The sequence below is a fragment of the Leptospira wolbachii serovar Codice str. CDC genome (genome assembly GCF_000332515.2).
Classification (GTDB): Bacteria; Spirochaetota; Leptospiria; order Leptospirales; family Leptospiraceae; genus Leptospira_A; species Leptospira_A wolbachii.
Genome location: NZ_AOGZ02000014.1, coordinates 422,176 through 444,351 on the forward strand (window position 1 = coordinate 422,176; position 22,176 = coordinate 444,351).

25 protein-coding genes are annotated in these 22,176 nt (G+C 40.1%); 10 read left to right on the forward strand and 15 right to left on the reverse strand.

Annotated features, from left to right (window positions below; all coding sequences use genetic code 11):
• Window positions 1-27 precede the first annotated feature (27 nt).
• From LEP1GSC195_RS07565 to rplM, 3 genes are all read right to left on the reverse strand, one after another.
• On the reverse strand, window positions 28-1,233 hold the full coding sequence (locus LEP1GSC195_RS07565) for an MFS transporter (protein ID WP_015680646.1): 1,206 nt from the start codon (window positions 1,231-1,233) through the stop codon (window positions 28-30).
• Window positions 1,234-1,306: 73 nt separating this feature from the next.
• On the reverse strand, window positions 1,307-1,702 hold the full coding sequence (rpsI, locus tag LEP1GSC195_RS07570) for a 30S ribosomal protein S9 (protein ID WP_015682330.1): 396 nt from the start codon (window positions 1,700-1,702) through the stop codon (window positions 1,307-1,309).
• Window position 1,703: 1 nt separating this feature from the next.
• The gene (rplM, locus tag LEP1GSC195_RS07575; RefSeq protein WP_002973943.1) at window positions 1,704-2,156 is read right to left on the reverse strand and encodes a 50S ribosomal protein L13; all 453 of its coding nucleotides are present in this window, start codon (window positions 2,154-2,156) and stop codon (window positions 1,704-1,706) included.
• Window positions 2,157-2,233: 77 nt separating this feature from the next.
• Between rplM and thiL the strand changes: the two genes are divergently transcribed.
• A complete protein-coding gene (gene thiL / locus LEP1GSC195_RS07580; protein ID WP_015680984.1) occupies window positions 2,234-3,142 on the forward strand; it encodes a thiamine-phosphate kinase in 909 nt (302 codons plus the stop codon).
• Here the strand turns inward: thiL and LEP1GSC195_RS07585 are convergent.
• Window positions 3,121-4,395, reverse strand: a complete 1,275-nt coding sequence (locus LEP1GSC195_RS07585) for a hybrid sensor histidine kinase/response regulator (protein WP_015681636.1) — start codon at window positions 4,393-4,395, stop codon at window positions 3,121-3,123. The genes thiL and LEP1GSC195_RS07585 overlap by 22 nt on opposite strands.
• Before the next feature lie 62 nt (window positions 4,396-4,457).
• Window positions 4,458-5,933, reverse strand: a complete 1,476-nt coding sequence (gene pcnB, locus LEP1GSC195_RS07590) for a polynucleotide adenylyltransferase PcnB (protein ID WP_015682664.1) — start codon at window positions 5,931-5,933, stop codon at window positions 4,458-4,460.
• Window positions 5,934-6,000: 67 nt separating this feature from the next.
• Between pcnB and LEP1GSC195_RS07595 the strand changes: the two genes are divergently transcribed.
• On the forward strand, window positions 6,001-7,002 hold the full coding sequence (locus tag LEP1GSC195_RS07595) for a M23 family metallopeptidase (RefSeq protein WP_015682037.1): 1,002 nt from the start codon (window positions 6,001-6,003) through the stop codon (window positions 7,000-7,002).
• Window positions 7,003-7,078: 76 nt separating this feature from the next.
• On the opposite strand, the gene LEP1GSC195_RS07600 is transcribed toward LEP1GSC195_RS07595, so the two are convergent.
• Window positions 7,079-7,525 (reverse strand): DoxX family protein, encoded by a 447-nt coding sequence (locus tag LEP1GSC195_RS07600; protein ID WP_015681616.1) that lies wholly within the window; start codon window positions 7,523-7,525, stop codon window positions 7,079-7,081.
• Between the two features lie 182 nt (window positions 7,526-7,707).
• On the opposite strand from LEP1GSC195_RS07600, the gene LEP1GSC195_RS07605 reads away from it, so the two are divergent.
• From LEP1GSC195_RS07605 to LEP1GSC195_RS07625, 5 genes are all read left to right on the forward strand, one after another.
• Window positions 7,708-9,078 (forward strand): APC family permease, encoded by a 1,371-nt coding sequence (locus tag LEP1GSC195_RS07605; protein WP_015680967.1) that lies wholly within the window; start codon window positions 7,708-7,710, stop codon window positions 9,076-9,078.
• Complete coding sequence (locus tag LEP1GSC195_RS07610; protein WP_015682543.1) at window positions 9,071-9,613, forward strand: carboxymuconolactone decarboxylase family protein; 543 nt, start codon at window positions 9,071-9,073, stop codon at window positions 9,611-9,613. The genes LEP1GSC195_RS07605 and LEP1GSC195_RS07610 overlap by 8 nt, the downstream gene beginning before the upstream one ends.
• The gene (locus LEP1GSC195_RS07615) at window positions 9,606-10,412 is read left to right on the forward strand and encodes a mycofactocin-coupled SDR family oxidoreductase (protein WP_015682467.1); all 807 of its coding nucleotides are present in this window, start codon (window positions 9,606-9,608) and stop codon (window positions 10,410-10,412) included. Before LEP1GSC195_RS07610 ends, LEP1GSC195_RS07615 begins: the two co-directional genes overlap by 8 nt.
• Before the next feature lie 85 nt (window positions 10,413-10,497).
• Entirely contained in the window at window positions 10,498-11,424 is a 927-nt protein-coding gene (locus tag LEP1GSC195_RS07620) for a prolipoprotein diacylglyceryl transferase (protein WP_015681581.1), read from the forward strand.
• Window positions 11,421-12,251 carry a crotonase/enoyl-CoA hydratase family protein gene (locus LEP1GSC195_RS07625; protein WP_015682106.1) on the forward strand — a complete coding sequence of 277 codons (831 nt, stop codon included), beginning with the start codon at window positions 11,421-11,423 and terminating at the stop codon, window positions 12,249-12,251. Before LEP1GSC195_RS07620 ends, LEP1GSC195_RS07625 begins: the two co-directional genes overlap by 4 nt.
• Here the strand turns inward: LEP1GSC195_RS07625 and LEP1GSC195_RS19825 are convergent, their stop codons facing one another.
• Window positions 12,252-12,407, reverse strand: a complete 156-nt coding sequence (locus LEP1GSC195_RS19825; RefSeq protein ID WP_015682278.1) for a hypothetical protein — start codon at window positions 12,405-12,407, stop codon at window positions 12,252-12,254. It abuts the gene before it with no gap.
• 80 nt (window positions 12,408-12,487) lie between these two features.
• On the opposite strand from LEP1GSC195_RS19825, the gene LEP1GSC195_RS07630 reads away from it, so the two are divergent.
• The gene (locus tag LEP1GSC195_RS07630; protein ID WP_015681036.1) at window positions 12,488-13,339 is read left to right on the forward strand and encodes a tetratricopeptide repeat protein; all 852 of its coding nucleotides are present in this window, start codon (window positions 12,488-12,490) and stop codon (window positions 13,337-13,339) included.
• Window positions 13,324-15,150, forward strand: a complete 1,827-nt coding sequence (locus LEP1GSC195_RS07635; RefSeq protein WP_015681297.1) for an AAA domain-containing protein — start codon at window positions 13,324-13,326, stop codon at window positions 15,148-15,150. The genes LEP1GSC195_RS07630 and LEP1GSC195_RS07635 overlap by 16 nt, the downstream gene beginning before the upstream one ends.
• A gap of 22 nt (window positions 15,151-15,172) precedes the next feature.
• Here LEP1GSC195_RS07635 and LEP1GSC195_RS07640 read toward each other — a convergent pair whose 3' ends face one another.
• Window positions 15,173-15,826, reverse strand: a complete 654-nt coding sequence (locus LEP1GSC195_RS07640) for an adenylate/guanylate cyclase domain-containing protein (protein WP_015681792.1) — start codon at window positions 15,824-15,826, stop codon at window positions 15,173-15,175.
• Between the two features lie 116 nt (window positions 15,827-15,942).
• Window positions 15,943-16,536, reverse strand: coding sequence for a TetR/AcrR family transcriptional regulator (locus LEP1GSC195_RS07645; protein ID WP_015681375.1), 594 nt, complete (start codon window positions 16,534-16,536; stop codon window positions 15,943-15,945).
• A 181-nt stretch (window positions 16,537-16,717) separates the two neighbouring features.
• Here LEP1GSC195_RS07645 and LEP1GSC195_RS07650 point away from each other — a divergent pair, with 181 nt between their 5' ends.
• Window positions 16,718-17,110: a DoxX family protein gene (locus LEP1GSC195_RS07650; RefSeq protein ID WP_015681183.1), complete on the forward strand. Its 393-nt coding sequence runs from the start codon at window positions 16,718-16,720 to the stop codon at window positions 17,108-17,110.
• Window positions 17,111-17,180: 70 nt separating this feature from the next.
• Here the strand turns inward: LEP1GSC195_RS07650 and LEP1GSC195_RS07655 are convergent, their stop codons facing one another.
• The 6 genes from LEP1GSC195_RS07655 to nrfD all read right to left on the reverse strand — a co-directional run bounded on the left by LEP1GSC195_RS07655 (window position 17,181) and on the right by nrfD (window position 22,167).
• Window positions 17,181-17,720: a hypothetical protein gene (locus LEP1GSC195_RS07655; RefSeq protein ID WP_015682099.1), complete on the reverse strand. Its 540-nt coding sequence runs from the start codon at window positions 17,718-17,720 to the stop codon at window positions 17,181-17,183.
• A gap of 136 nt (window positions 17,721-17,856) precedes the next feature.
• Window positions 17,857-18,372, reverse strand: coding sequence for an Lsa16 family lipoprotein adhesin (locus LEP1GSC195_RS07660; protein ID WP_015682769.1), 516 nt, complete (start codon window positions 18,370-18,372; stop codon window positions 17,857-17,859).
• 10 nt (window positions 18,373-18,382) lie between these two features.
• Window positions 18,383-19,633: a hypothetical protein gene (locus LEP1GSC195_RS07665; RefSeq protein ID WP_015682527.1), complete on the reverse strand. Its 1,251-nt coding sequence runs from the start codon at window positions 19,631-19,633 to the stop codon at window positions 18,383-18,385.
• A gap of 8 nt (window positions 19,634-19,641) precedes the next feature.
• Window positions 19,642-20,229, reverse strand: a complete 588-nt coding sequence (locus LEP1GSC195_RS07670) for a c-type cytochrome (RefSeq protein ID WP_015681421.1) — start codon at window positions 20,227-20,229, stop codon at window positions 19,642-19,644.
• On the reverse strand, window positions 20,226-20,792 hold the full coding sequence (locus LEP1GSC195_RS07675) for a DUF3341 domain-containing protein (RefSeq protein ID WP_015681198.1): 567 nt from the start codon (window positions 20,790-20,792) through the stop codon (window positions 20,226-20,228). The genes LEP1GSC195_RS07670 and LEP1GSC195_RS07675 overlap by 4 nt, the downstream gene beginning before the upstream one ends.
• A 1-nt stretch (window position 20,793) precedes the next feature.
• Window positions 20,794-22,167 (reverse strand): NrfD/PsrC family molybdoenzyme membrane anchor subunit, encoded by a 1,374-nt coding sequence (gene nrfD / locus LEP1GSC195_RS07680; RefSeq protein ID WP_015681874.1) that lies wholly within the window; start codon window positions 22,165-22,167, stop codon window positions 20,794-20,796.
• Window positions 22,168-22,176: the final 9 nt, after the last annotated feature.

Here is a 22,176-nt window from a genome sequence, read left to right on the forward strand (position 1 = left end):
CACCTCCTAGGGCAAGGAATTTAGAAGTTAACTCTCCCGTAATTCCTTGTATTGGAGAAAAGAAAACAAGGCAAAACAGAGAAATAACCCACCCAAAATTCCAAAGGTGAGTTGGGAACCAATGGTATCAGCAAGGAGAGCTGAAAGAAATCCAGACACTGCCGGTGTGAATTGAAAACAAACTGTATAAAGGGAAAGGATCCGTCCGCGGATTCCATCTTCTGCCCGTTTTTGTAAAATGGCCGGAAGAAGACTCGAAACCACACCCCCGGAAACTCCAAAACAAAACAAAAAAAGCGAAGTTGTAAAAGCCTTTCCAAAAGGAACAAAACCCAAAAAGAAAATTGAGGAAAGGGTAAAAACAATGAGTAGAACAAGGCCCTTTCTTTCCAGGTGGTGGAAAAGGATGGTGAGAACTCCTCCGAGAAATAACCCTGGACCCAAAAATACGAGAACGGTTCCCCGGGCTAGTTCTCCGAGTCCCAACTCAGTTCGAACATATTTAGGGAGGATGACTTGGATGGGTCCAAGGGCAAGCATACTGAGAACTGCCATGTACATCACTTGCCTAGAAACCGAATCTACTTTCAAAAATTCCAATACTGTTTTGAGATTTTCAGATAAAGAGGGAATTCTATCTAGTTTTGAACCTTTCGAATCTAAGCCTGGATTTTGGATCTTAGCATTATAACGTAACGAAGTAAAGGCGATCATGGATAGTAAATGAAAAGAAGCCAATACTAAAAATAAACTGGGATAGTCATTTCCTTCCCGAAACCAACCCACAGCAAGCGGGCTCATTCCAAAGGCAAAAATCAAAAGTAAATTCCCAGCAATGGTATGAAAGACCAATCGGTGTGACTCCATCACTTCTCGAAGAATGGCCATTCGTCCCGGTAGGACTGTCGTCATTCCAATCCCATTGACAAAGGCCAAAGGCAATAAAAGCAAAGGGTGGTTATGGAAAAAATCCGTGAATGCACCTAACAGAAAAGAGGAGATAAAAAGAAAAAACTGAAAGCTCACCACCACCCATTTTTTGGAATAATGATCGAGTAAGTAACCTGTGTATAAGAAAAAAATAGGAAAGGGTAAAAACAAAAAAAAGAAAACAATCCCAGAGAATCCTTTCACTGCATCTAGAGTTTGGCAAAAAATTACAATGGAATATAAAAAACAACTACTGGCAAAGGTACCAATTGCGAAGGCAAAATAAAATATGAGTTGGTTCAAGTGAGTACCTACCTAAAAAAAAAGCCTCCCATGTCTAGGAGGCTTTGGTTCGGAAAAAAAAGAGGATTTCCGATTAACGTTTTGAGAACTGAGTTCCTCGGCGAGCTTTGTGTAGACCGTATTTCTTACGTTCCACCATACGGCTATCTCGAGTGAGAAAACCTTCTTTTTTCAAAGCTGGTTTGAAAGCTTCGTTAAAAGCTACGAGTGCACGAGCTACAGCATGTCGGATCGCTCCTACTTGCCCAATCACCCCACCACCAGATACATTCAGTGCAATGTCATATTTGTCACGAGCTTCTAAAATTAGAAGAGGCTCAAGAGCACGGCGCACTAGGTGGTCGCCGTTTTTGATATAATCATTTACATCTTTATGGTTTACTGTGATTTTACCAGTTCCCGATGCGATTTTTGCACGTGCAACGGATGTTTTACGTCGGCCTACTGCCCAAATTGCTTTTTGCGCCATATTATTTCAACTCCAGTTTAAGGGGCTTTTGAGCTCCCAAGTTGTGGTCATTACCTGCGAATACGCGGCAATTTCTCAACATTTGATCACCTAACTTAGATTTAGGTAACATTCCTTTCACCGCTTCCATAATCACTCTTTCAGGATTCTCTTGAATGAGTTTATGAAATGCAATTGCAGTCATACCACCTGGGTAACGTGAGTGATGATAGTAAATTTTTTGTTCTCTTTTGCGGCCAGTGACTGCCACTTTAGATGCATTAACGATAATGATATTATCTCCACAATCCTGGTTAGGAGTGAAGGTAGATTTGTGTTTTCCGCGAAGTCGGGAAGCTACTTGACTTGCCAATCTTCCGAGAGTCTTATCAGTTGCGTCCACAACAAACCACTGTTTTTGTACGGCTTCTTTTGCGATAGAAGGGGTCTTGTGGGCTTTAGACAATAGTTCCATAAGTACGAGATTTTCCTCTTTTATGTCAGGATTTTCGGTTTTCACACCGGGTCAAACAAATTTATTGGATGTAAGCCTTGAAAGAATCCGAAATTATACGAACCTTGTTTGGAACCACTCCTCCCCCAGAGGATGACTGTTATTTTTTGGCCCCCAACCGGCTTGTGACAACAGATTCCCTTTCGGAAGGCACACATTTCCTCCACGAGTGGTCCTCGGCCCCCATTTTGGCCAGAAAACTGGTCGAAGTCAACGTATCCGACATTACAGCTTCTGGTGGACGGCCCAAGGAATGTTTCTTAAACTTGGGACTCTCTCCCCTCTCTCGTAAAAAAGAATGGATTCGAGCCTTTTCCAAAGAACTTCGCAAATCTTTAGACCAATATGGAATGAAACTAGCGGGGGGCGACACCTTTTCGGCTTCCAAAACCCAACTCACTCTTACCGTTGTGGGCACAGTGGAAAAACCCTGGCTTCGTTCTGGAGGGAAACCGGGAGACTATCTATACATCACGGGATCTCTCGGCAAAAGCCAACTCGGCTTCCGGGCTTTGAAAAAAAAATCAAAAAAAAATATATACCAAGATGCCATAACTCACCACCTCTCCCCTAAATCTCGTTATGTGATCTTGAAACCTCTCCAAAATTTTCAGGTCCATGCCTGTATGGACATCACCGACGGACTCATCCAAGATGCAGAACGGTTGGCTATCCCCTCAAAGGGAAAATTAAAAATCCAAATCGAATCGGTTCCATTGGATCCTTTGGCACTAACGGAACTTGGCCTAGATTTATGTTTGGGTTCGGGGGAAGAATTAGAGCTACTCTTTCTTTCTCCGCTGGTCCTTCCCACAAAACTTGCAGGAATTCCTGTGACAATGGTGGGAAGATTGGAAAAAGGAAAACCTGGAGTGCATTTTTTAAAAGCTGGTAAACAATACCTACCGAAGTCTCGCGGGTTTCTTCATTTCGCTGAAGAAGAATAAGGTAAAAAAATCCGAAACTCTATCTTTGGCTCTTTTGTGTTGTTCCTATGATCGATAATGTTGAATGCAGAAATGAATCCTCCAAATTTTTGCAATGTTTGGCGAACAAAGCTAAGTCCGATTCCGTAATCAAGCGAACCATGTTTTTCATAAATATTCTTATTCAATCGAAAAAAAGGTTCAAATATTAATTCTAAATATTCATTTGGAATTCCATCTTTCATTTGAAAATCGTCACTAAATGAATTAACAAACGATATACGAAACCCCTCTTTACTAGATTGAAACATAGTATAAATTCTACTTGAAGAGGCAGAAAACCGCATTGCATTCAGTAACAATTCATAAAATACACTATGGAAATATTTTTGGTTCCAAACGACAGTATTTTCATCCAAATACTTTGGATCTATTTCTCCCATGGAAAAAGATTGGTCCTTAAGTGAAAACAGATTGCTCATTTCCGCTTTAACATCTAACAGTTCTTTTATTACTTGGTTCGGGGTAGCCAATTGTGGCGGGACTCGATCAAAAATTACATCTTCGATTTCAGTGAATCTATTTAATACTTTTTTGGAATAGTTAGCATTTTCCTCTAGTAAGTCGAGAATATCCTTATCCAAAATAAAATTTCCATTCGGAGCCTTGGGCATCACTTTAATGATATCGATAATTTGTGTTAGAATTCCAAATCCTGCACCCTGCGCCAAACTGGTTCTAAGTCCATAAAACAAGTTTTTGTGCATATCTTGTGTATTTAGATCCCCTTTTTTCAGGCTATGATTCTTATAACTATACCAATCTAAAAGTTTCTCAAGAGAAATGATCTTTTCTCTTTCATATTCAGAATATTGGTATTCCTTATCTTTGTTAGAAAGTTGGTATTTGATTCTAGAAATAAGTTCAGCGGGTATGACTGGTTTGATGATATATTCTTGAACATGTTCTTTCATCACTTCGATGATAGATTTTGGATCTTCTGTTGATGTGATGACAATAATGGGAATGGACTTGTTTATCTTTCGAATTTCCCGAACAAATTCCAAACCATTCCCATCGGGTAATTGTAAGTCTGTCAAAATCACACTTTCAGATAAAAATTGGTTGGCTTCGATGTATTCAAGAGCAGTTTTTATTTCTGCAAAACTGGTTACTTCCATTCCTTGTTTTTGAAGTAACCCACTGTAAAGAAGGGAAATGGTGGGATCGTCTTCAAGAAGTAATACTTTTGTTAGTGTTTGCAGTTTTTTCATCGGTACATCCGACGAAAGAATAGAAAAAAAGGTAAGGTTTCTCACCTTACCTTTTCAATTAGTTACGTTTCTTCTGAGTCTGAATCAGAGATCTGTCTTTCGGAAGTGGAACCTGGTTGTTTGCCAGTGTCTGCTTGGTTCCCATCTTGAACATTGTTCTGGTTTTGCGAACCGCCACCTCTTCTATCTCGGTGTTTCTTTCTCGGTGGGCGTTTTTTGTTAGGTTCTTTTTTACGATTCTGTTGTCCGAACTGATGGCTATCAGGTTTCGGTCTTTGTCGCAAAGAGATTTCCCAAAAGAAAGCAGTTTGTACTGCCGATTCGTTTCCTTCCGAAATCGCAACGATCTTATAGACCATAAACGCATCGTAGAAGTAGTCCTTCTTTTTGAAAAAGGAGTTTTGTCTTTCTTTTTCATCATCAGTGACTTGGAAACGAGGTTGGCTAATAAAAATTTTCACCAAATTGTCTTGTTCCCGTTTGGGAATTCCCATTCGTTCAAAAACAGGTTGGAGACTTTCTTTAATGTTGTGTGCTAAATGGCCCCGATCATTTTCATAAAGATCTTTGACGATATCATAGAAAATTAACGAATAAAAGATAGCAGGTGTCATCTCTTCTCTTGCCGAGAGGAGTTTGTCAGTGACTGCGAGTCTTTTCCCAAGTGGTGTTTCCATAAAATGTTCACGCCACTCTGGATCTGTTTTCTTTAGTTTATCTGTAGGTTCTTTGAAAAGTACATCGAGCAAATGATTCTCAGCAAGACCTTCGAATATAATCGAAGTCTTCCAAGTTCTAAACATTTTGTTGTATTCTTCTAAGAGTCTTGCAGTGGACGACTTATCAAGTTCCAAACGGTTCTTTTTGATTGCCAGTTTGGTTTTTTTCTCAATGTCGAGCCCGAGTAAAACAGAAAACTTAACAGCTCGCAACATACGAACTGGATCTTCTTTGAAGGAAATATCTGGATCACCAATGACCCTAACGATTTTCTTTTGAATGTCTTCGAATCCACCAACGTAATCCAAAATGGAATCGTTTTTAGGATCGTAAAACAAGGAGTTAATGGTAAAGTCGCGTCTTGCCGCGTCTTCCTTTGCTGTACCGAAGGAATTGTCCCGTTTGATGAGATAATCGTTATCTGCTTTGTGTTTTTCCAAACGATGTTCCGGTAGTGATCGGAACGTAGATACTTCAATAATTTTACCTTTAAAAATGATATGTACAATTTTAAATCGTTTACCGATGATTCGGCAGTTATTGAAGACCCTTTTGATTTGGTTTGGTGTCGCACTTGTGACTATATCAAAGTCTTTAGGGCGTTTGCCCATAAGCAGATCTCGGACCCCTCCACCGACTAAATAGGCCTTGTAACGAAACTTGTTCAATCGATTGATGATTTTGATGGCATCTTCATCGATATTGGCCCTGCGGATAGAATGGGATTCTCGATAGTATCTCTTTCCCTCGGGGTACATCAAAAAGGAATCGACAGAGTCGGCTTTCTTTCTGAAAAGAGAAGTGAGAAATTTAAACATATTGGACTCATCCACTTTCCCCTGAAAAATGGCATGGGCAAGGAAAAAATTGGCGGAATAACGAACATTGGCAGAAACTTACGTCACAACCGCCTACGAAAGGCTCCAAATTGCAAACTTACGTTGGCGAAAACGCCTCCAGAAGTGGATTTCCCGCAGCCGGGAAAGAGTAAGCTTTGTCCTCATCCCCAACGATGAAAAAGCTTTGGCCCAAATTGAGATTTCTGTGGGGATGCTTGGGTTTTTGTTCGGGCTTTCCCTTTCCTTAGTCCTACTCTCCTTCGGCCTTCTCTTCTATTTTTCCTTTCTATTTGACCGAGATCTCTCTTTGGAGAAAAAAACGGAAACCCAACTAGTCTCTTTTTTGTTTTATGATCTACTTTCCCAGGACTTACGAGATTCCGTGGAAGAATTAGAATCCACTGCCGAGTCTTTGAATCTCCTTGCTTGGGAAGAAATTCCTGAAAAGGAAATGATCACTCAAGATTATTTACTGAAAGAAGAATTTCGTAAAGATGCAAGCGAACTAGATTCCAATCTCTTGTTATTCCAACAAGTGGTTACCACCTACACTCAGTTTGGTGTAAGGTTAGGCAATCTTGTGCCTAACTTTCAAAATGCGATTGATTACCTTTCCATGAGAGAAAGTATATTTTATTCCATGCCCAGAGGGCGTCCTCTAAAACCTGGTGTGGGAGTGGTAACATCTACTTTCGGTTACAGGAGTGATCCTTTTGGAATTTTACCAGTGGGTGAGTATCATTCAGGAATTGACTTTGCCGCAGGGGAAGGAACACCTATCTATGCCACAGGTCCCGGAATCATTGCGGTAGATACAGCAGTCGGGGGCCTTGGAAAATCAGTTCGCATCAACCATGAAAATGGATTTTTTACTCTTTATGGCCACTGCTCTTTGATTTTAGTGAATCCGGGAGATCGAGTCAAACGGGGAGATAAAATTGCCCTTGTGGGACAAACAGGAAAAGCAACAGGAGCTCACGTCCACTATGAAGTGAGGATTGGCCTCGATGCACCACTCGATCCAGAAGAATACATTAACTTAGATTAGAAGTGGGATTGGTTCGAACCCTTGTTTGTTGGTAAACCAAACAGGGACAAAGGTCGAACCAGTTCGAAACAGAATCTTAAAATTTTCCGATTAAATTAAAATCAACGGAATACACACCAGCTCCACCAACCACGAGGGCGATAAGAAGGCCTGCAGCAAGAATATGAAACTCATATCCTTCACCTTTTTGGTTTCCATTCCAATTGATAAAAAAACCATTTTGTCTATGGGCGAGGACAGCAGCACCAATCATAATGATGGCGATAGAAGCCGCAGCAAACTTAGTTAAAAAACCCACAAGCAAAAGCACGGGGCCAAAGGACTCACCAAGAATGATAAGAACCGCAAGGATTCCAGGAAACTTCATTTGTCCTGTAAAAAATCCGTAGGTACCTTTGAATCCGTATCCACCAAACCAACCGAGTAGTTTTTGGGCACCGTGTGGGAAGATCACAACAAAAGCTGTGATGCGTAAGATAAGTGGGATAATATCCCCTGATGTAGAAAATAGGGTATCGAACATTTGGATCTCCTTAAGTCAATACTAGATAGTTTAATATTAAACTATCTAGAGTCAAGCTAATTTCTTATTTTTATTCTAAGAAAACGCAATGACTAGAATTCAAAATAACACTAACTTTATCTGTTATAACAGATATTTTTCTTGAAATCCTCAAAATTTACGCCCCTAATGAAGCTGAATCAATGTCCCAATCCACAAAGAAGACAAATCTTTCACTTTTTTCCTTGGTCTGCCTGGCCATTGGTCTGACCATCGGAGGGGGAATTTTCATTCTCACAAGCGTCCTCACAAAAGACCTCGGTGCGACTTTACCTTATTTTTATCTTTTGGCGTCCGTTCCCATGTTCTTTATCATCTTTCCTGTGGCGGTACTCGGAAGATATTTTCCCACCAATGGGGGGATCTATTTTTATCCGAGTCGCCTCGTCTCCCCGAGGTTTGCCTTTCTCGTCACCTGGATTTTTCTAACCACAGCAAGCTTCGGTCAAGTTCCCTTATTCACGCTTGCCTGTTCCGAGATCTTATTTCAAATATTTCCCTTTGGTTCCAAAGAAATTTGGGCCTTTTCCATTCTGACTGTTTTCTTTCTCTTAAATGTATTGGGACTGAAACCCGTACTTTTTGTACAAAATCTCCTAGTTTCCGTATTGGTATTTCTACTTGGGTATTCGATCTTTCGGTTTGCCGATCCAAGAGCCATCCCGCAAATTTCCCCCGATTCGTTCCCTAGTTTTGTATCTGGATTAAAAACCATCTCAATTCTATGTTTTACTTTTTTCGGATCTAATGCGATTATAGAACTCGGAAAAGAATCAGGAAAACCCAAACACTTACTCAAAGCTTTTTTATGGGCATTTCCCATTGTTGTACTTCTTTATTTTAGTTTTAGTTTTGCTGTATCCACTCTCGGGCCGGGAGATCCAACTCTTCCCCCTTCCGATTATCTTTTTCATTTGATTCGGAGTCGTTTGACCCAAGTAGAATACAAACTTTTTCTTTTAGGCGGACCTCTTCTTGCCGTAGTTACTTCGTTAAACGGAATTTTTCTCATCCAAACAAAGTCCTTTATCTGCTTGATAGAAGACGGATGGTTTCCTTTCCTAAATAATGAAAGGAAATCCCCTTCTTATCTGAAAATTTTTACCATCATCTATATTCTTTCCACATTAGGTTTATACTTACAATGGAATCTGGAAACCTTAGCGACTTATTCTACAGTCGGTTGGTTCTTTGTTGTTCTATCTCAATTGTTTTCACTCTTTGTTGCAAAAAAAATCTTAAAAGAAAACGGTTATTTCCCTAAATTATTTTTTAGAAAATCGATCACATTCGTGACCATCCTCGGATTTATTTTTGCGCTTCTTTTAACGGGAATTCTCCTATTCCGTTTGAACGAGGATCGAAAATTACTCGGTCTTATCATAGTGAGTGGATTTGGGTTTTTCTATTCTTATCTAATATCAAAAGCCAAAGATTGGGAACCCAAAGAACAGTCAGAAAGAAAACAGGAAATACTCAAACTTTATTTAGAATCAGAGGATGCCAATGACTAGGATTAGTTTAACAGAATACGCTTCATCAGATGCGGAAGTTAAAAGAGAATACGACTACCAAATCCAAAAAAACGGAAGGATCACGAATATGAAGAGGACTCTTCTTCATTCGATACCATCTTACAAAGCCTATATGGAATGGTATGTTTTGAAAGAGGAAATGGTTCCTTTCCTCGGCGAAAGACCTTTCACTATTTTTTCCCATGCTCTATCAGCAGAAACCGATTGTTTGATATGTTCCACTTTCTTTCGAAGGATCATCTTTGATTGGGGAGAAAATCCAGACACCATTCAATTCAATGAAACAGAAGATCTTTTAGTGGAATTTGCCAGGGAAATTGTAAAAAATTCCAATACGGTTTCCGATTCCATTTTCCAAAGATTACAATCCAAGTTTGATGAAAAACAAATCGTTCTTCTTACTGCTTTTGCAGGCATTATGATTGCGACAAATATCTTCAACAATGTATTAAAAATCCCACTCGACGAAGTATTAAAACCATTCACAAAAAAAGGAAATCACCATCATGACTAAAGAATTCTCCAATCAAGTTGTATTCATTACGGGCGCTGCCCACGGACAAGGGAGAGAAACGGCTCTGGCCTTTGCAAGAGAAGGTGCAAAGATTGCTGCCTTAGATGTTGCTAAACCCTTAAGTTATCCTTCATATACTTTGGGTACAAACGAGGAGCTGGTATCTCTAAAAAAGGAAATAGAATCCTTGGGATCAGAAGCCATCCTCCTAACAGCCGATGTGCGAAACTCAAAAGAAGTAGAAGTTGCCGTTACAGAAACGATTTCTAAATTTGGAAGGATTGATGTATTGTTTAATAACGCAGGGATTTGTGCTTATGGTTATTCTCATGAACTCACCGAAGAGGCTTGGGACAGTATGATTGATATCAATTTAAAAGGAGCTTGGGTGGTTGGAAGGTATGTGATTCCCCAAATGATCAAACAAAAATCAGGGGTCATCATCAACAATTCCTCCATTGCCGGCTTACGAGGTATGAACCGTCTCTCTCATTACGCCGCATCTAAATGGGGGCTCACTGGTTTATCCAAGTCCTGGGCCATTGAACTTGCCCCTTACGGGATCCGAGTCAATTCCCTTCATCCTACAGGAGTCAATACTCCCATGAACGATGGTTTGGCGGCTATGGAAGGTGCCACTCCCATAGAGATTGCTGAGAGGTCTGCCGGGAACCTACTGCCCGTTCCTTGGGTCGAAACAGAAGATGTGGCCAACGCAGTTCTTTTTCTGTCCTCTAAAAAAAGTCGCTACATCACAGGTTCAGAATTTGTATTAGATGCCGGGTTACTGACCAGGTAATTTTAGTCGGAGTGGAAGCATTTTAAGGTCATTCCACAAAGAAATTCTCCTTTTCCCATGGGGCGTAAAATTTACCCTTTCCCCTATGTTAGATCGAATTCCGATTCCGAATCCCTTTGGCTGGGAGGGTTTATCCACTTTCAGCCTTCTCATGATGTTGGCCTTTCTTGTCGGTTCTTACCTCCTCCCAAAAGAGTTGGAACGAAAGAAGTTGGATCCGAGCCACTCGGATTGGTTGATTTTTCTTGGGATTTTAGGCACCTTGGTGGGCGCCAAAATTTTCTTTATCTTCGAAATTTGGGACCAAGTGTTTATTGATGTTCCAGGATACGACGGGAAATACACATATCCCCTTACCCATTGGAATGGATTTCCTGGACATCCAGGACTTTGGTCTTCTCTATTTAGCGGGGGTGGTCTTGTATTTTTTGGAGGTCTTCTCTTTGGATGGCTTTTCATCACTCTATACTTTCGTCATCACAAACTAGACATTGGTGCCTATTACGATGCAGTCATTCCTGCCATTAGTATGGGTTATGCGATCGGAAGACTTGGATGTTTTGTGAGTGGGGACGGTTGTTACGGTTTTGCCACCGATGTAAGGATTCCTTTTTTCGTATTTGATTTTCATGGAGCTCATCCGTCCGGCGTTCCCGTTTGGAACACACCGGTGATGGAATCCATTATGGCCTTTGGCTATTTTGCTTATTTTCAATTTTGGGCAAGATACCAAAACTTTCGTAAATGGAGTATTGGAGCGCAGTTTCTCATCATCCATGGATTTGCAAGGCTCATTATCGAGTTTTTACGTGTGAATAAAGCGGTAATTCCATTTATCGATCCACCCACTTTAGTCAACATTCCTGATGCCAACGGAAACCCAACATTTCTTACCGGTTATTACTGGCATGGTTTTTCACAGTCACAATATATTTCTATTGCACTCATCCTCTTTGGCGTGTATCTTATGATTTCCAAAAAACTATGGTTAAAGGAGAAAACAAACGTATGAACCCTTCTCCATTTTTTGAAATCGAAAAAAGAAAAAACGTAGCCATCCTTTGGTTAAATCGTCCCGAAAAACGGAATGCCATGAATTGGCCTTTTTGGCGTGACCTGCCGGATATGGTGGATCAAATTAATGCCGACCCACAAATTCATTGTTTTGTGATTGCAGCCAAAGGAAAATCTTTCTCTACGGGACTTGATTTGGAAGAGTTCTTTCAAGAATTCAAATCAGTTTTCCAAGGAGAATTTGCAGACGGTAGAGAAAAACTTTACCAGCTCATTCTTACTATGCAAAAAGGAATCAACGCCATCTACAATTCAAAAAAGCCATCCATTGCTCTAGTGCAAAAACACTGTATTGGTGGTGGACTGGATTTAGTATCCGCATGTGATATTCGTTATGCGTCAAAGGATGCTAGTTTTTCTCTCAGAGAATCCAAAGTAGCTATTGTTGCCGATATGGGATCTTTACAAAGACTACCGCATTTGATTGGCAATGCTCACACAAGAGAATTGGCTTTGACCGGAAAAGACATCAGTGCAGAGGAAGCTCTTGAAATGGGACTTGTGACAAAAGTCACAGAAGACTTTGATTCTCTACTCCAAGCTGGATTAAAAACCGCAGAAGAAATTGCAGAGAACCCAACCATTGTGATCCGTGGAGTCAAACAAGTATTAAACCATGGAATTGGAAAAACCATCGACGAGGGATTAGACTATGTAGCCGTTTGGAATGCGAGTATGCTTGATTCCAAAGACTTTCGTTCGGCCATTGGTGGGTTTATGGAAAGAAAACGACCTGTTTTCAATCCAGAAACCCGGGTAGACTAATTAACAGTAGATGTCGAGTAACCTTTCGCTTTTTGCTTGTGGGCCTACTTTTTCTTCCACAGCCAACTTCATGAGTTTCTCGTTGAGTTGGTTTTGGGCCTGGAAAATTTCCTTCGGCAAATTGACGACTGAGTTAATAGGTGTAGATGGAACCATAATAGGACCTCCTTTTACAATCTTTACTCCCTATTCTACCCATCGGCGAATCCCTTATTTCCTGAAGTAAAAAACGTCGAATGAGTTCTTTTTTTTCCCTGATCCGTGAAGCAAAACTCCTGGAAGATGAAAAGGAATTCACTCGAGCATTTAATGTTTATGCACAGAGTGAGTCACATACAACCGACGAATCTTCTCTTATCAAAATCAAAGCCAAAAAAGCCTGGTGTTTGTATGCCGTAGGGAACCCCAAAGAAACAGAATCACTCTTTCAAGACATCATCAAAAATTATCCATCTCATCCACTCAGTATCACCGTATACTCGCGTTATCTGATCAAATTGAAAAAATTTAAATCAGCAAAAGTTTTACTACAAAAAAGTATTACGTATTTTCCATCTTATCTAGAAAACTATCTACTACTAGCTTCTCTCTTGAAAGATATGGAACGTTCGGAAGAAGCAATCAAAGTTTTAAAGAAAGCTCTTTCCCAAGAACACTTAAGTAATGGCCGAGGGATTGATCGTAAAGACATTTGGGCAGAACTTGGGTCTTTATATTTTTCTCGCGGTGATTTTAATTCGGCACTTGCTTCTTTAAAAAAATCGCTTAAAATGGTGGAACCAGAAGAGTTCCTTGATTATGATCTTTTAGCTCTCTGTTATTTGGAAGCGGAAGATCCTGAAAACGCACTTACTTCCATCCGTACACATATCCAGTTCTGTAAAGAGATTGATCCGGAAACGCTAATCATCTTAGCTCGAGCCCATTGCCGACTGGGTAAGTTGGAAGAGGCTGCGAACAATCTCATCCAAGCTTATTCCATCGAAGATTCTTTATACTTAAAAGCAGCCGATTTTATCGACTTTGCACCACTACTTAGAAATGGTTTTTTTACAACCTTGGAGAATATTGAATGGGAAGAACCATAAAACAAGAGTTTGGTTCACTGGAAGAAGAAATTCTAGATATAAAAACACTGTTATCCAAGGAGCGAGAATACGAACGTTCTTTATTTTTGGAAAAAGGTCAAAATGCCAAAGCCATTAAATTCGCACAGCTGGAAGATTTACGATTTGTTGTCGGTAATACGTGGAGAGCTGAATTCCAAATCTCCCCTTCCACGAAAGCAAAAGAATGGTTAAAATCTGGAATTCCCGTCCTTATCCAAGGTGAAACAGAAACCATATTCGGAAATATCTATAAGGCCACAGATTCTAAACTCACCATCCAAGTTCGAGGCGACTATGAATGGGAAGACCAAGAATTCCAAATCTCAAAATGGTTCCAAGAATCTACTTATGATTTGTATAATGAAATCATTTCCAAAGTTTTAGAAGATAAAGAAAGTATATCACATAAAAAACTTAATTGGATATTGGGTTTTGGGCTCGGGGAAAAACCAACTCCTCCTAAAGCCGGCTTGAATGACCCTCCGCTAGAACGAATCTTTCAAATTAATGATTATGGAGTGATCTTTGGTCCACCGGGAACAGGGAAAACCACCTTACTCATGCAAGCTGTGGAAGAAATAAAAAAAAGAAATGAATCGGTATTAACCCTTTGCCCCACAAACTTTGCTTGCGATTATATTGTAGAACTGGCACTAAAAAAAGGGATTCGCGTGATTCGTTTGGGTAACTCCACCAAAATCAAAGAAGAAGTTCTACCCTACCATATCGATCACCTAATCCAAACAAATCCTGACCAAAAACAAATCCATAACTGGCAAACGGAACTAAAAGCCCTACAGAAAAAAGCAAACTCTTGGAAACGTAATTTTGGAAAAGAAGAAAGGGAGGAAAGAAAAGCCCTACGTAAAGAAGCAAAGTTTTTACTTTCAACCATTAGAGAATCAGAATCTAATATTCGCACCAAGTTACTCGACAATGCAGAACTGATTGTATCTACCTTTTCTGGATTTGGAAATGAATTTAAAAAAGGGAGGACTTTTGATTTTGTTTTTGTCGATGAAGCCACACAAAGTTTGGATCCAGGATGTTACATGGCCCTCTATTTAGGTAAAAAAACATTCTTTTTTGGAGACCCAAAACAACTTGGTGCCAGTTACTCTCACCCTGACCATCTAACGATTCATAGCTTTTTAGAAAAGGCTGTAGCCTTTGATTCTGGGGAACGGATTTTATTCTTAGAAAAACAATTCAGAATGAAGCCGGAAATTTTGGGTTTTCCCAACCAAACCTACTACGAAAGTAAAATCCTTACCCATCCCGATGCTACTTGGACCCAATCCCTCGATATTTCTGAAGCTATTGGTTCGAATCCACCTATCCTCTGGATAGATACTGCGGGAAGCGATTCCGAAGAGGAAACAGAAGGAGAAGAACCGAGTTTTTTCAACCACACAGAAATTCAATTGATTGAAAAATTATTTAGTTTAGGAATTCCCAAAGAGTTAACTACTGTTATTTCCCCGTATCGAGGCCAAGTAGAAAAGTTGGTAAAAGTCTCGGAAGGAAATTGGTTTACCCAAACTATTGACTCTTTCCAAGGAAGAGAATCAGAAATTGTCATCTTAAGTCTGGTACGTTCGAACTCAGATGGGGAAATTGGTTTTTTACTCAATCCCAAACGTTTGAATGTGGCCCTCACAAGGGCCAAATCCCATTTAATCCTTATCGGAGATTCAGGAACCCTTTGCCAAAATAAAGAATTCCAAGAACTGTACTCTTATGTGGAAACAAACGGTGAAATTCGTTCGATTTATGAATTTATGGAATGATCGAAGCAATTGGTTACGCCATTTATAAAACAACCCACTTGGGTTCTTCTAAAGTATACACCAATCGATACGCACCATCCGAACCAGGGGGGATCTCGGAGATCCCTTCAAAATCGAAATCGGTCGTTTCATCTGCATTTTCTTTCACTGCACTCGTAACTAAAATTTCCCAAGCTTTGGCAGTATCTTCACCTAACTTAGATGCTGCATTTACTTCTGACCCAAATACGTCTGTGTCTCCAATCTTTAAGATTTTTCCATACCCAAGTCCTACACAAAGAAGAATCTGTTCTTCAGCGGCCCTTCCTTCGTTATATCTTTTGCATGCTTTTTGCATATGGATAGCACATTGAATGGCTTTGTTGGTATTTCGAAAGAGAACCATAAAACTGTCCCCTTCGTCTTTCATAAGAATACCATCAAACTCATCGACTACCGGAATAAGAATTCTTTGCGATTCGTAGATGGTTTGTAAAAAATGAATGATTCCAAATTTAGCGACACCGCGAGAAAATCCAGAAAGATCAGTAAACATCACGCACCATGTTTCTCCAAAAAGATCCCAAATTCGTTTGTCGATAAATTCTTGGTTGGATCCTGGAATTAATCTTTCTTCAAGAAGTTTTTCCAATCGTTCTTCGGATGCGGATGTGGCAATGGCTCTTTTTTGTCCCATGCGTGTGAGTATAACAAGTAAAAAGAGAATGTCAAGGTATGCGAAACAAAAGATAAGGATCCTTTCCTTGGCAACTGAAAAAGAAATTCAATGATCTCGAGAATCTACCTACGGCTTCAAATACAATGGCTTTGTAAATGTCTCTTAAAGGAAACATATAAAGAATCATAAACTTTACGATCATTCATCACCTTTCCCATAGCAAAGGTTGCTTCTTGGAAAGTAACAATGAATTCTGCAAGTTTTAGAGTGTCCGTATTTTCTTTTATCACCTTTTGTTTCTTTGCGAGATCCAAATATTTTTTTGTGTTCTGGATCCAAGTGGTTAACAATCCTTTCGCTTTCTTCTGAAATTCCGAATCAATTGCTGACATCTCTTGGCCTAAATTATTGAGTGGGCAACCGCGAGAAACAAACTCTTCTGGCCAACTATCAAAGGTTTTTTTAAATATTTGGATCATTCCCTCGATGGGATTCTCGTATCCTTCCAACGGTAGAATCCAACGTTCCATTATTCCCTTGGTCAGAAACTCATCAATGATTGCATAACCCACAAGATTTTTGGTTGGGAAGTGATAAAAAAATGCCCCAATCGTTAAATTGGCGTTTTCTGCAATCTCACGAACCCCCACACCTTGAAACCCATTTTGGTAAATCAGTGAAAAAGCAGATTCGATGATTAATTTACGAGTTTCCTCTTGTTTTCCCATTCCTTAGCCTTGTCCCCTCATAAAATCTTCCCTGCTTTCTCAATCGAACACCGATTTGAAATCCCATTCCAAAAGATGCCAAAACCTATGACTCTTATTTATATTGATTATAAATTCTATTGACAACATATCAGTTGATATGTTTTTCTGGCTAGATAGATTTTTTACAAGAGGTGGTTTTATGAACGAATTCAATAGCTCTCCAGCGTATCTTTGGGTGGGAAGGATCCTAAGTGGTCTTGTGATTGCTTTTTTACTTTTCGATGCAGTGGGGAAATTAGCCAAAATTGAACCTGTTTTAAAAAGTATGGAGGAATTAGGAATTCCCGGATCCCAAGCAGTGACGATAGGAATCATCCTTCTTGTGATCACTGTTTTGTATGCCATCCCGCAAAGTTCTGCGTTAGGTGCCCTGCTACTCACAGCCTATTTAGGTGGAGCCGTAGCCATACATTTGCGTGTGGGAAATCCACTTTTCTCTCACACATTATTTCCGGTATACATTGGCCTCCTACTTTGGATCGGCATTACACTCAGAAACCCAAAAGTAAAAGATCTTTTCTGGTTTTTTTAAATAAAATAAAAGAAGATAGCAAACAAAAAAAGACCCTTGGTTTCCCTTGGGTCTTTTAAAATCTTTATGATTACTTTTTAACAGGGATCACAGCAATTTTTTCTAAACCTTCTTTTGCATCCTTTTCTTTTTTTAACTTTTTATAGAAAGTTAATTCTTTGGGAATTTCTCCTTTTTTTATTAAGTAATAATATCTTCTCGTTTCAATCTGTCCGGGAGAAAGAGTTGCTTCGTATAGGGATGTGAATAAGACTATTGATTTTAGGTCTTGCAATAAATCTTCACCAAAATGACAGCAATACGAAAGTCCTACTATACTTGCTGATTCAGCACTATTCCCCTTTGCTTCATTATACATATATGGAAAATCAATTGGGTAAGGCTCTTTCGATACGTTCTGGAATGCGATATCCACTTCTGCAAATTCATAATTACTATCCGTAATATGTTTTTTTCCAACATAGTTTGTTGTATCATATCCAAGTAAGTAAATGTTTAAATTAGGTCCATTTACATCTGGTTTCGCATCCTTAATTTTTGCCGTACTACAATTTATAGCGATCAATATGCTAAAAATTCCAATCGAAAGTCTATATAACATCTGTTTCATTCATTCTTACCTTTACAAAGACAACAAAATGAAACAACACATAACTTTTGTCAAGTGGCATTAAATAAAAAAAGGACCCTTGGCAAAAACCTCGGATCCTTTTTTATTATCAATGTCGGATTCGCTCCGACTAAGATTAGTTTTGTTTTAACATGTTTTTGTTTGTATAAGGAACTTCTTCCAAACCTTTGGTTAGGTCAGAAAGTGGAATCTTTTCTTTCGAAAGATCCTTTAAGCTACCATACTCATACCCACGAGGATAATGTGTTTTGTCTGAAGGACTATAGAAGGGATTGTATTCCTTCACGAGTCCTTTAGAATATCTCCAAACACTTACTTCTGGGTCTTGGTTTACAACAAAACAACGTGGACTCATATAACCTTCGTTTTTTGCCGTTTGCACTTTAATAAAGTATTTTGGTGCCCATACGTTGTGGTTACGGGATTCAAACACTTTTACTACTGTTCCTGTCGGAACAAATTCTACCACTTTTGAGTTAGAATCTGCTTCGGAATACAATGGAACAGTAAAATCCAAACTTGCTTTGTTGGTTTTGGCATCACAATTTTTATGCCAAGCCACTTCTGCATTTTTGGAACAAGCAGTGAAACTTGCTCCGGCAATCATTAGTAATACAATCTTGTTTTTCAATTCCATTCTCCTATTGGTGGTGGTGGAGGCACTCATCTAAACGAGGATCTCCAACCGGAACTAAGCTGTGTTTTTCCAACTTTTTAAAAACGAAGAAACCGAAAATTCCCACCACACCTACAGTTCCACCAAAAGCGAGAACGAAGTGAAGGATGGAAAACTTCTCGAAGTTTGCAGGGAATACCAACCAGAAAAGTTCGAAGAACTGAACCGAAAGAATCCATACAGACAACTTCCATAAGAAATCAATGTCTCTTTTGTTAGGACGGTTAAGTAGGAGAAGGAAAGGAATCACAAACTTCACAAATGGAAGGGCAAGAGTTGTGTAACCCCACCCACCAGTCATACGCATTTCATAGAAGAAAGTTTCTTCCGGGATGTTTGCATACCAAATGAGCATAAACTGTGAGAAACCCACATAAGCCCAGAAAGTAGTCATACCCAAAAGGAATTTTGAAATGTCATGGTAGTGGTTTTCGTTGACTGCTTCCCCGAGATATCCGTTTTTCTTCAAAATTGCGATTACAATTAAGTAAGAAGCAAGGGACGTTTGGAAAGCACCTGCAAACGCATACACACCAAACATAGTAGAAAACCAGTGTGGGGAAAGCGACATGAGAAGGTCAAACGACATGAAACACCAAGAAAGTGCAAAGAAAAGGATGAATCCCCCAGAAATCTTTGCCAAAGTTTTTGTTGTATCCACAACTTTGTCTTTGTCTTGGCCGACCGACTTTCCGTGAAAGATGTAAGCAAAGATAGTCCAAATACCAATGAACGCTACACAACGAATGATGAATGCCGTTGGGTTTAAATAACCCGACTTATGGTGGATGAGGTGATCGTTTTCACGAACCGACGCATCCGCCCATTCATAAAGGTCATGCATTCCAAAAATTACACCCACAAGCAGCAGGCCTGCAATGGGAGTGAAAAGTCCATAGGTTTCAAAAAGTCGTCTCACAGTGACAGACCAATGAGACCCTGTTAAGTGTTGGATTGCGGTAAAGAAAATTCCCGTGATGGCAAGACCAATGACAAAGTAAGTTCCAATCAGTAGAATATGGTAACCTAAGTTTGTGTGGTGGAAATGACCTGCTTCGTCCATGTGACGAGTTGTTTCATGACCGAAACCTAGGAAAGCGATGAGAAAACTCACCACTCCTATTCCGATCATGGCAATGAGGGCATTACGAAGGGTTGCCGGCAGTTTGAACTGCAGTAATTTTTCGTCTAGTTTAGCTGCTTTTGTCGCGCTCATAGTTTCCCCTAGTTCGCCTTTTTATTTTGAACTTCATATTCTTGAAGTTTTCTTATGTAAGCAATGAGCTTCCATCTGTCTTCTGGTTCGATTTGGTAAGCATAACTTCCCATAAGTCCACGACCCATAGTGATGATATGGTAAACTTGTCCATCAGACCAACCCCTGATTTTATCAGAGACAACAGAAGGAGGTGATTGTTGAAACCTTGGTGCAGGTCCCACAACAGTTCCATTTCCAAGTCCTCTCACCCCATGGCAAGGTGTGCAGTATGTTTGGTATCGTTTTTCACCAATCATAAGATCACCTAAGTTTGCTTTGGCGATAGGATTTTTTAATCCTTTATCAGCCCCAGGAAGAGTATCAGGAGTTGCTTCTGCAGCATACGGATATGGGAAGTATCCTACTGGAATCGCACCCTTAGGAGGAATACGAGACGCAGAACCGTTCGTTGCAAAAGAATCATCCTCTTGAGATTCACGCGCAGGTGAATCATACATACTAGGAAAGTATTCATAAACGGGAGTTTTGTAATCGCAATTCACGAGAACAAGAAGTCCCGCAAGTGCTAAAACTCTAAAGATGTTTTGTTTCATTTTTGGTTCTCCGGTTTCACCACGGTTACTTCCGATCCACCAAGGCTTTTCACGAAAGAAACAACTTCTGATTCGTTATAACCTTTAGCAGACTTAGGAATCCAAAGAGCGAACCTGTGAGATGTCAAATCCGGGTGAAGGATCCGACGGGTTGCTTTGGGAATGCCGCTTAAGAAACATAGTGCAGCTACAGTGTAAATCCCTGCAGAAAATACAGTTAATTCAAAGATGATTGGCACATAGGCAAACCATGCATTGAGAGATTTTCCAGAGATATTGAGAGGCCAGTCATAGGCATGAGTGAGATACTGAAAAAGAATCCCAATCGCACATCCAAAGATTCCAGCTACAAAGGTGATCCAAGGAAGTCCAGATCTTGGAGTTCCCATCGCTTCATCAATCCCGTGAACAGGATAAGGAAGGATACAATCAAATCCAATGTAGTCCTTTTCTTTGGTTTTTTCTGCCGCATGTATGATTGCTTCGGGAGTTTCGAAAATTCCGAAAACTCCTTCATCCATTTCTTTATATTTGTGAAACTGTTCTAATTTTGGAAGATACATACTAGTGGTGTGCTCCTTCTTTCTGTGGCATCACTGTTTTTACTTCTGCAATCGCAATCACTGGCATAATTCGGCACCAGAGTAGGAAGAGAGTAAAGAAGATACCGAAAGTTCCGATTAACATCGCGTAGTCGAAAAGTGTCGGTGTATACATCGCCCAGCTGGACGGTAAGAAGTCTCGGTTCAGAGTCATCATGATCACAAATCGTTCGAACCACATACCTACGTTTACCACTAGAGATGCGATAAACATCACCGGGATATTGTAACGAAGTTTGCGGAACCAGAACACTTGTGGAGACAATACGTTACAAGAAATCATGATAAAGTAAGCCCAACCGTAAGGACCGAAAGCTCTGTTCCAGAATGCGAACACTTCGTATTCGTTTCCAGAATACCAAGCGATAAAGAATTCTGTTCCGTAAGCAAGACCAACGATAAGACCTGTTACCATCATAATCTTGTTCATGTTGTCCAAGTGTTTCATGGTGATGTAGTTCTTAAGATTGAATACTTCACGAGCAATGACCATAAGAGTTACCACCATAGCGAAACCGGAGAAAATCGCACCGGCAACAAAGTATGGAGGAAAGATGGTCGTATGCCATCCAGGAAGGATGGAAACCGCAAAGTCAAAAGATACGATGGTGTGAACCGAAAGAACTAGCGGTGTGGAAAGAGCTGCGAGAATCATGGAAACGATTTCTAAATGAGACCAAGATCTTGCCGATCCCACCCAACCAAAAGCAAGAACATTGTATAAGTTCTTTCTCCAAGTTTCTGTGGCACGGTCACGAAGTGTTGCTAAATCAGGAATGAGTCCTAAATACCAGAACACCATAGAGATGGAAAGGTAAGTTGATACCGCAAACGTATCCCAAATCAGTGGGGAACGGAAGTTCACCCAAAGTGGACCTCTTTCGTTTGGATAAGGAAACAACCAGTATCCGAGCCAAGGACGACCAACGTGTAAGATGAGGTTCGATGCCGCAACGAGTACGGCAAAGATTGTCATCGCTTCCGCGGCACGGTTAATCCCTGTTCTCCAACCTTGACGGAAGAGGAATAGAACCGCAGAAATCAAAGTTCCTGCGTGACCGATACCAATCCAGAATACGAAGTTAACAACGAAAAATCCCCAACCTACCGGGTTATTGATCCCGAGGAGGTAAAGACCTTCATAAAACAAATAACCAATGATGGCTACGTCGATCAGGGTGATCGTAAGAACCAAAAGAAAAGTATTCCACCAAAGTTTGGTAGGAAAATCTTCGTTTGGTTTTGCGATATCAACGGTTACATCTTTAAGCGACTTCCCGCCTGTTACCAGGTCGGGGATGTCTAATTTATCTCGAACTGCTTGTGCTAATGACATTCCCTTTGT

Bases quoted from the DNA above. Each gene is read 5' to 3' on its own strand.
- LEP1GSC195_RS07600 (WP_015681616.1), bottom strand. From the start codon at position 7,525: ATGTTCGATACCCTATTTTCTACATCAGGGGATATTATCCCACTTATC.
- nrfD (WP_015681874.1), bottom strand. From the start codon at position 22,167: ATGTCATTAGCACAAGCAGTTCGAGATAAATTAGACATCCCCGACCTG.
- LEP1GSC195_RS07585 (WP_015681636.1), bottom strand. From the start codon at position 4,395: ATGAAAAAACTGCAAACACTAACAAAAGTATTACTTCTTGAAGACGAT.
- LEP1GSC195_RS07645 (WP_015681375.1), bottom strand. From the start codon at position 16,536: ATGGGAAAACAAGAGGAAACTCGTAAATTAATCATCGAATCTGCTTTT.
- LEP1GSC195_RS07640 (WP_015681792.1), bottom strand. From the start codon at position 15,826: ATGGGACAAAAAAGAGCCATTGCCACATCCGCATCCGAAGAACGATTG.
- LEP1GSC195_RS07630 (WP_015681036.1), top strand. From the start codon at position 12,488: ATGAGTTCTTTTTTTTCCCTGATCCGTGAAGCAAAACTCCTGGAAGAT.
- LEP1GSC195_RS07620 (WP_015681581.1), top strand. From the start codon at position 10,498: ATGTTAGATCGAATTCCGATTCCGAATCCCTTTGGCTGGGAGGGTTTA.
- LEP1GSC195_RS07635 (WP_015681297.1), top strand. From the start codon at position 13,324: ATGGGAAGAACCATAAAACAAGAGTTTGGTTCACTGGAAGAAGAAATT.
- LEP1GSC195_RS07675 (WP_015681198.1), bottom strand. From the start codon at position 20,792: ATGTATCTTCCAAAATTAGAACAGTTTCACAAATATAAAGAAATGGAT.
- pcnB (WP_015682664.1), bottom strand. From the start codon at position 5,933: ATGTTTAAATTTCTCACTTCTCTTTTCAGAAAGAAAGCCGACTCTGTC.
- LEP1GSC195_RS07655 (WP_015682099.1), bottom strand. From the start codon at position 17,720: ATGAAACAGATGTTATATAGACTTTCGATTGGAATTTTTAGCATATTG.
- LEP1GSC195_RS07650 (WP_015681183.1), top strand. From the start codon at position 16,718: ATGAACGAATTCAATAGCTCTCCAGCGTATCTTTGGGTGGGAAGGATC.
- LEP1GSC195_RS07625 (WP_015682106.1), top strand. From the start codon at position 11,421: ATGAACCCTTCTCCATTTTTTGAAATCGAAAAAAGAAAAAACGTAGCC.
- rpsI (WP_015682330.1), bottom strand. From the start codon at position 1,702: ATGGCGCAAAAAGCAATTTGGGCAGTAGGCCGACGTAAAACATCCGTT.
- LEP1GSC195_RS07605 (WP_015680967.1), top strand. From the start codon at position 7,708: ATGTCCCAATCCACAAAGAAGACAAATCTTTCACTTTTTTCCTTGGTC.
- LEP1GSC195_RS07665 (WP_015682527.1), bottom strand. From the start codon at position 19,633: ATGAGCGCGACAAAAGCAGCTAAACTAGACGAAAAATTACTGCAGTTC.
- LEP1GSC195_RS07615 (WP_015682467.1), top strand. From the start codon at position 9,606: ATGACTAAAGAATTCTCCAATCAAGTTGTATTCATTACGGGCGCTGCC.
- LEP1GSC195_RS07610 (WP_015682543.1), top strand. From the start codon at position 9,071: ATGACTAGGATTAGTTTAACAGAATACGCTTCATCAGATGCGGAAGTT.
- LEP1GSC195_RS07670 (WP_015681421.1), bottom strand. From the start codon at position 20,229: ATGAAACAAAACATCTTTAGAGTTTTAGCACTTGCGGGACTTCTTGTT.
- rplM (WP_002973943.1), bottom strand. From the start codon at position 2,156: ATGGAACTATTGTCTAAAGCCCACAAGACCCCTTCTATCGCAAAAGAA.
- LEP1GSC195_RS19825 (WP_015682278.1), bottom strand. From the start codon at position 12,407: ATGGTTCCATCTACACCTATTAACTCAGTCGTCAATTTGCCGAAGGAA.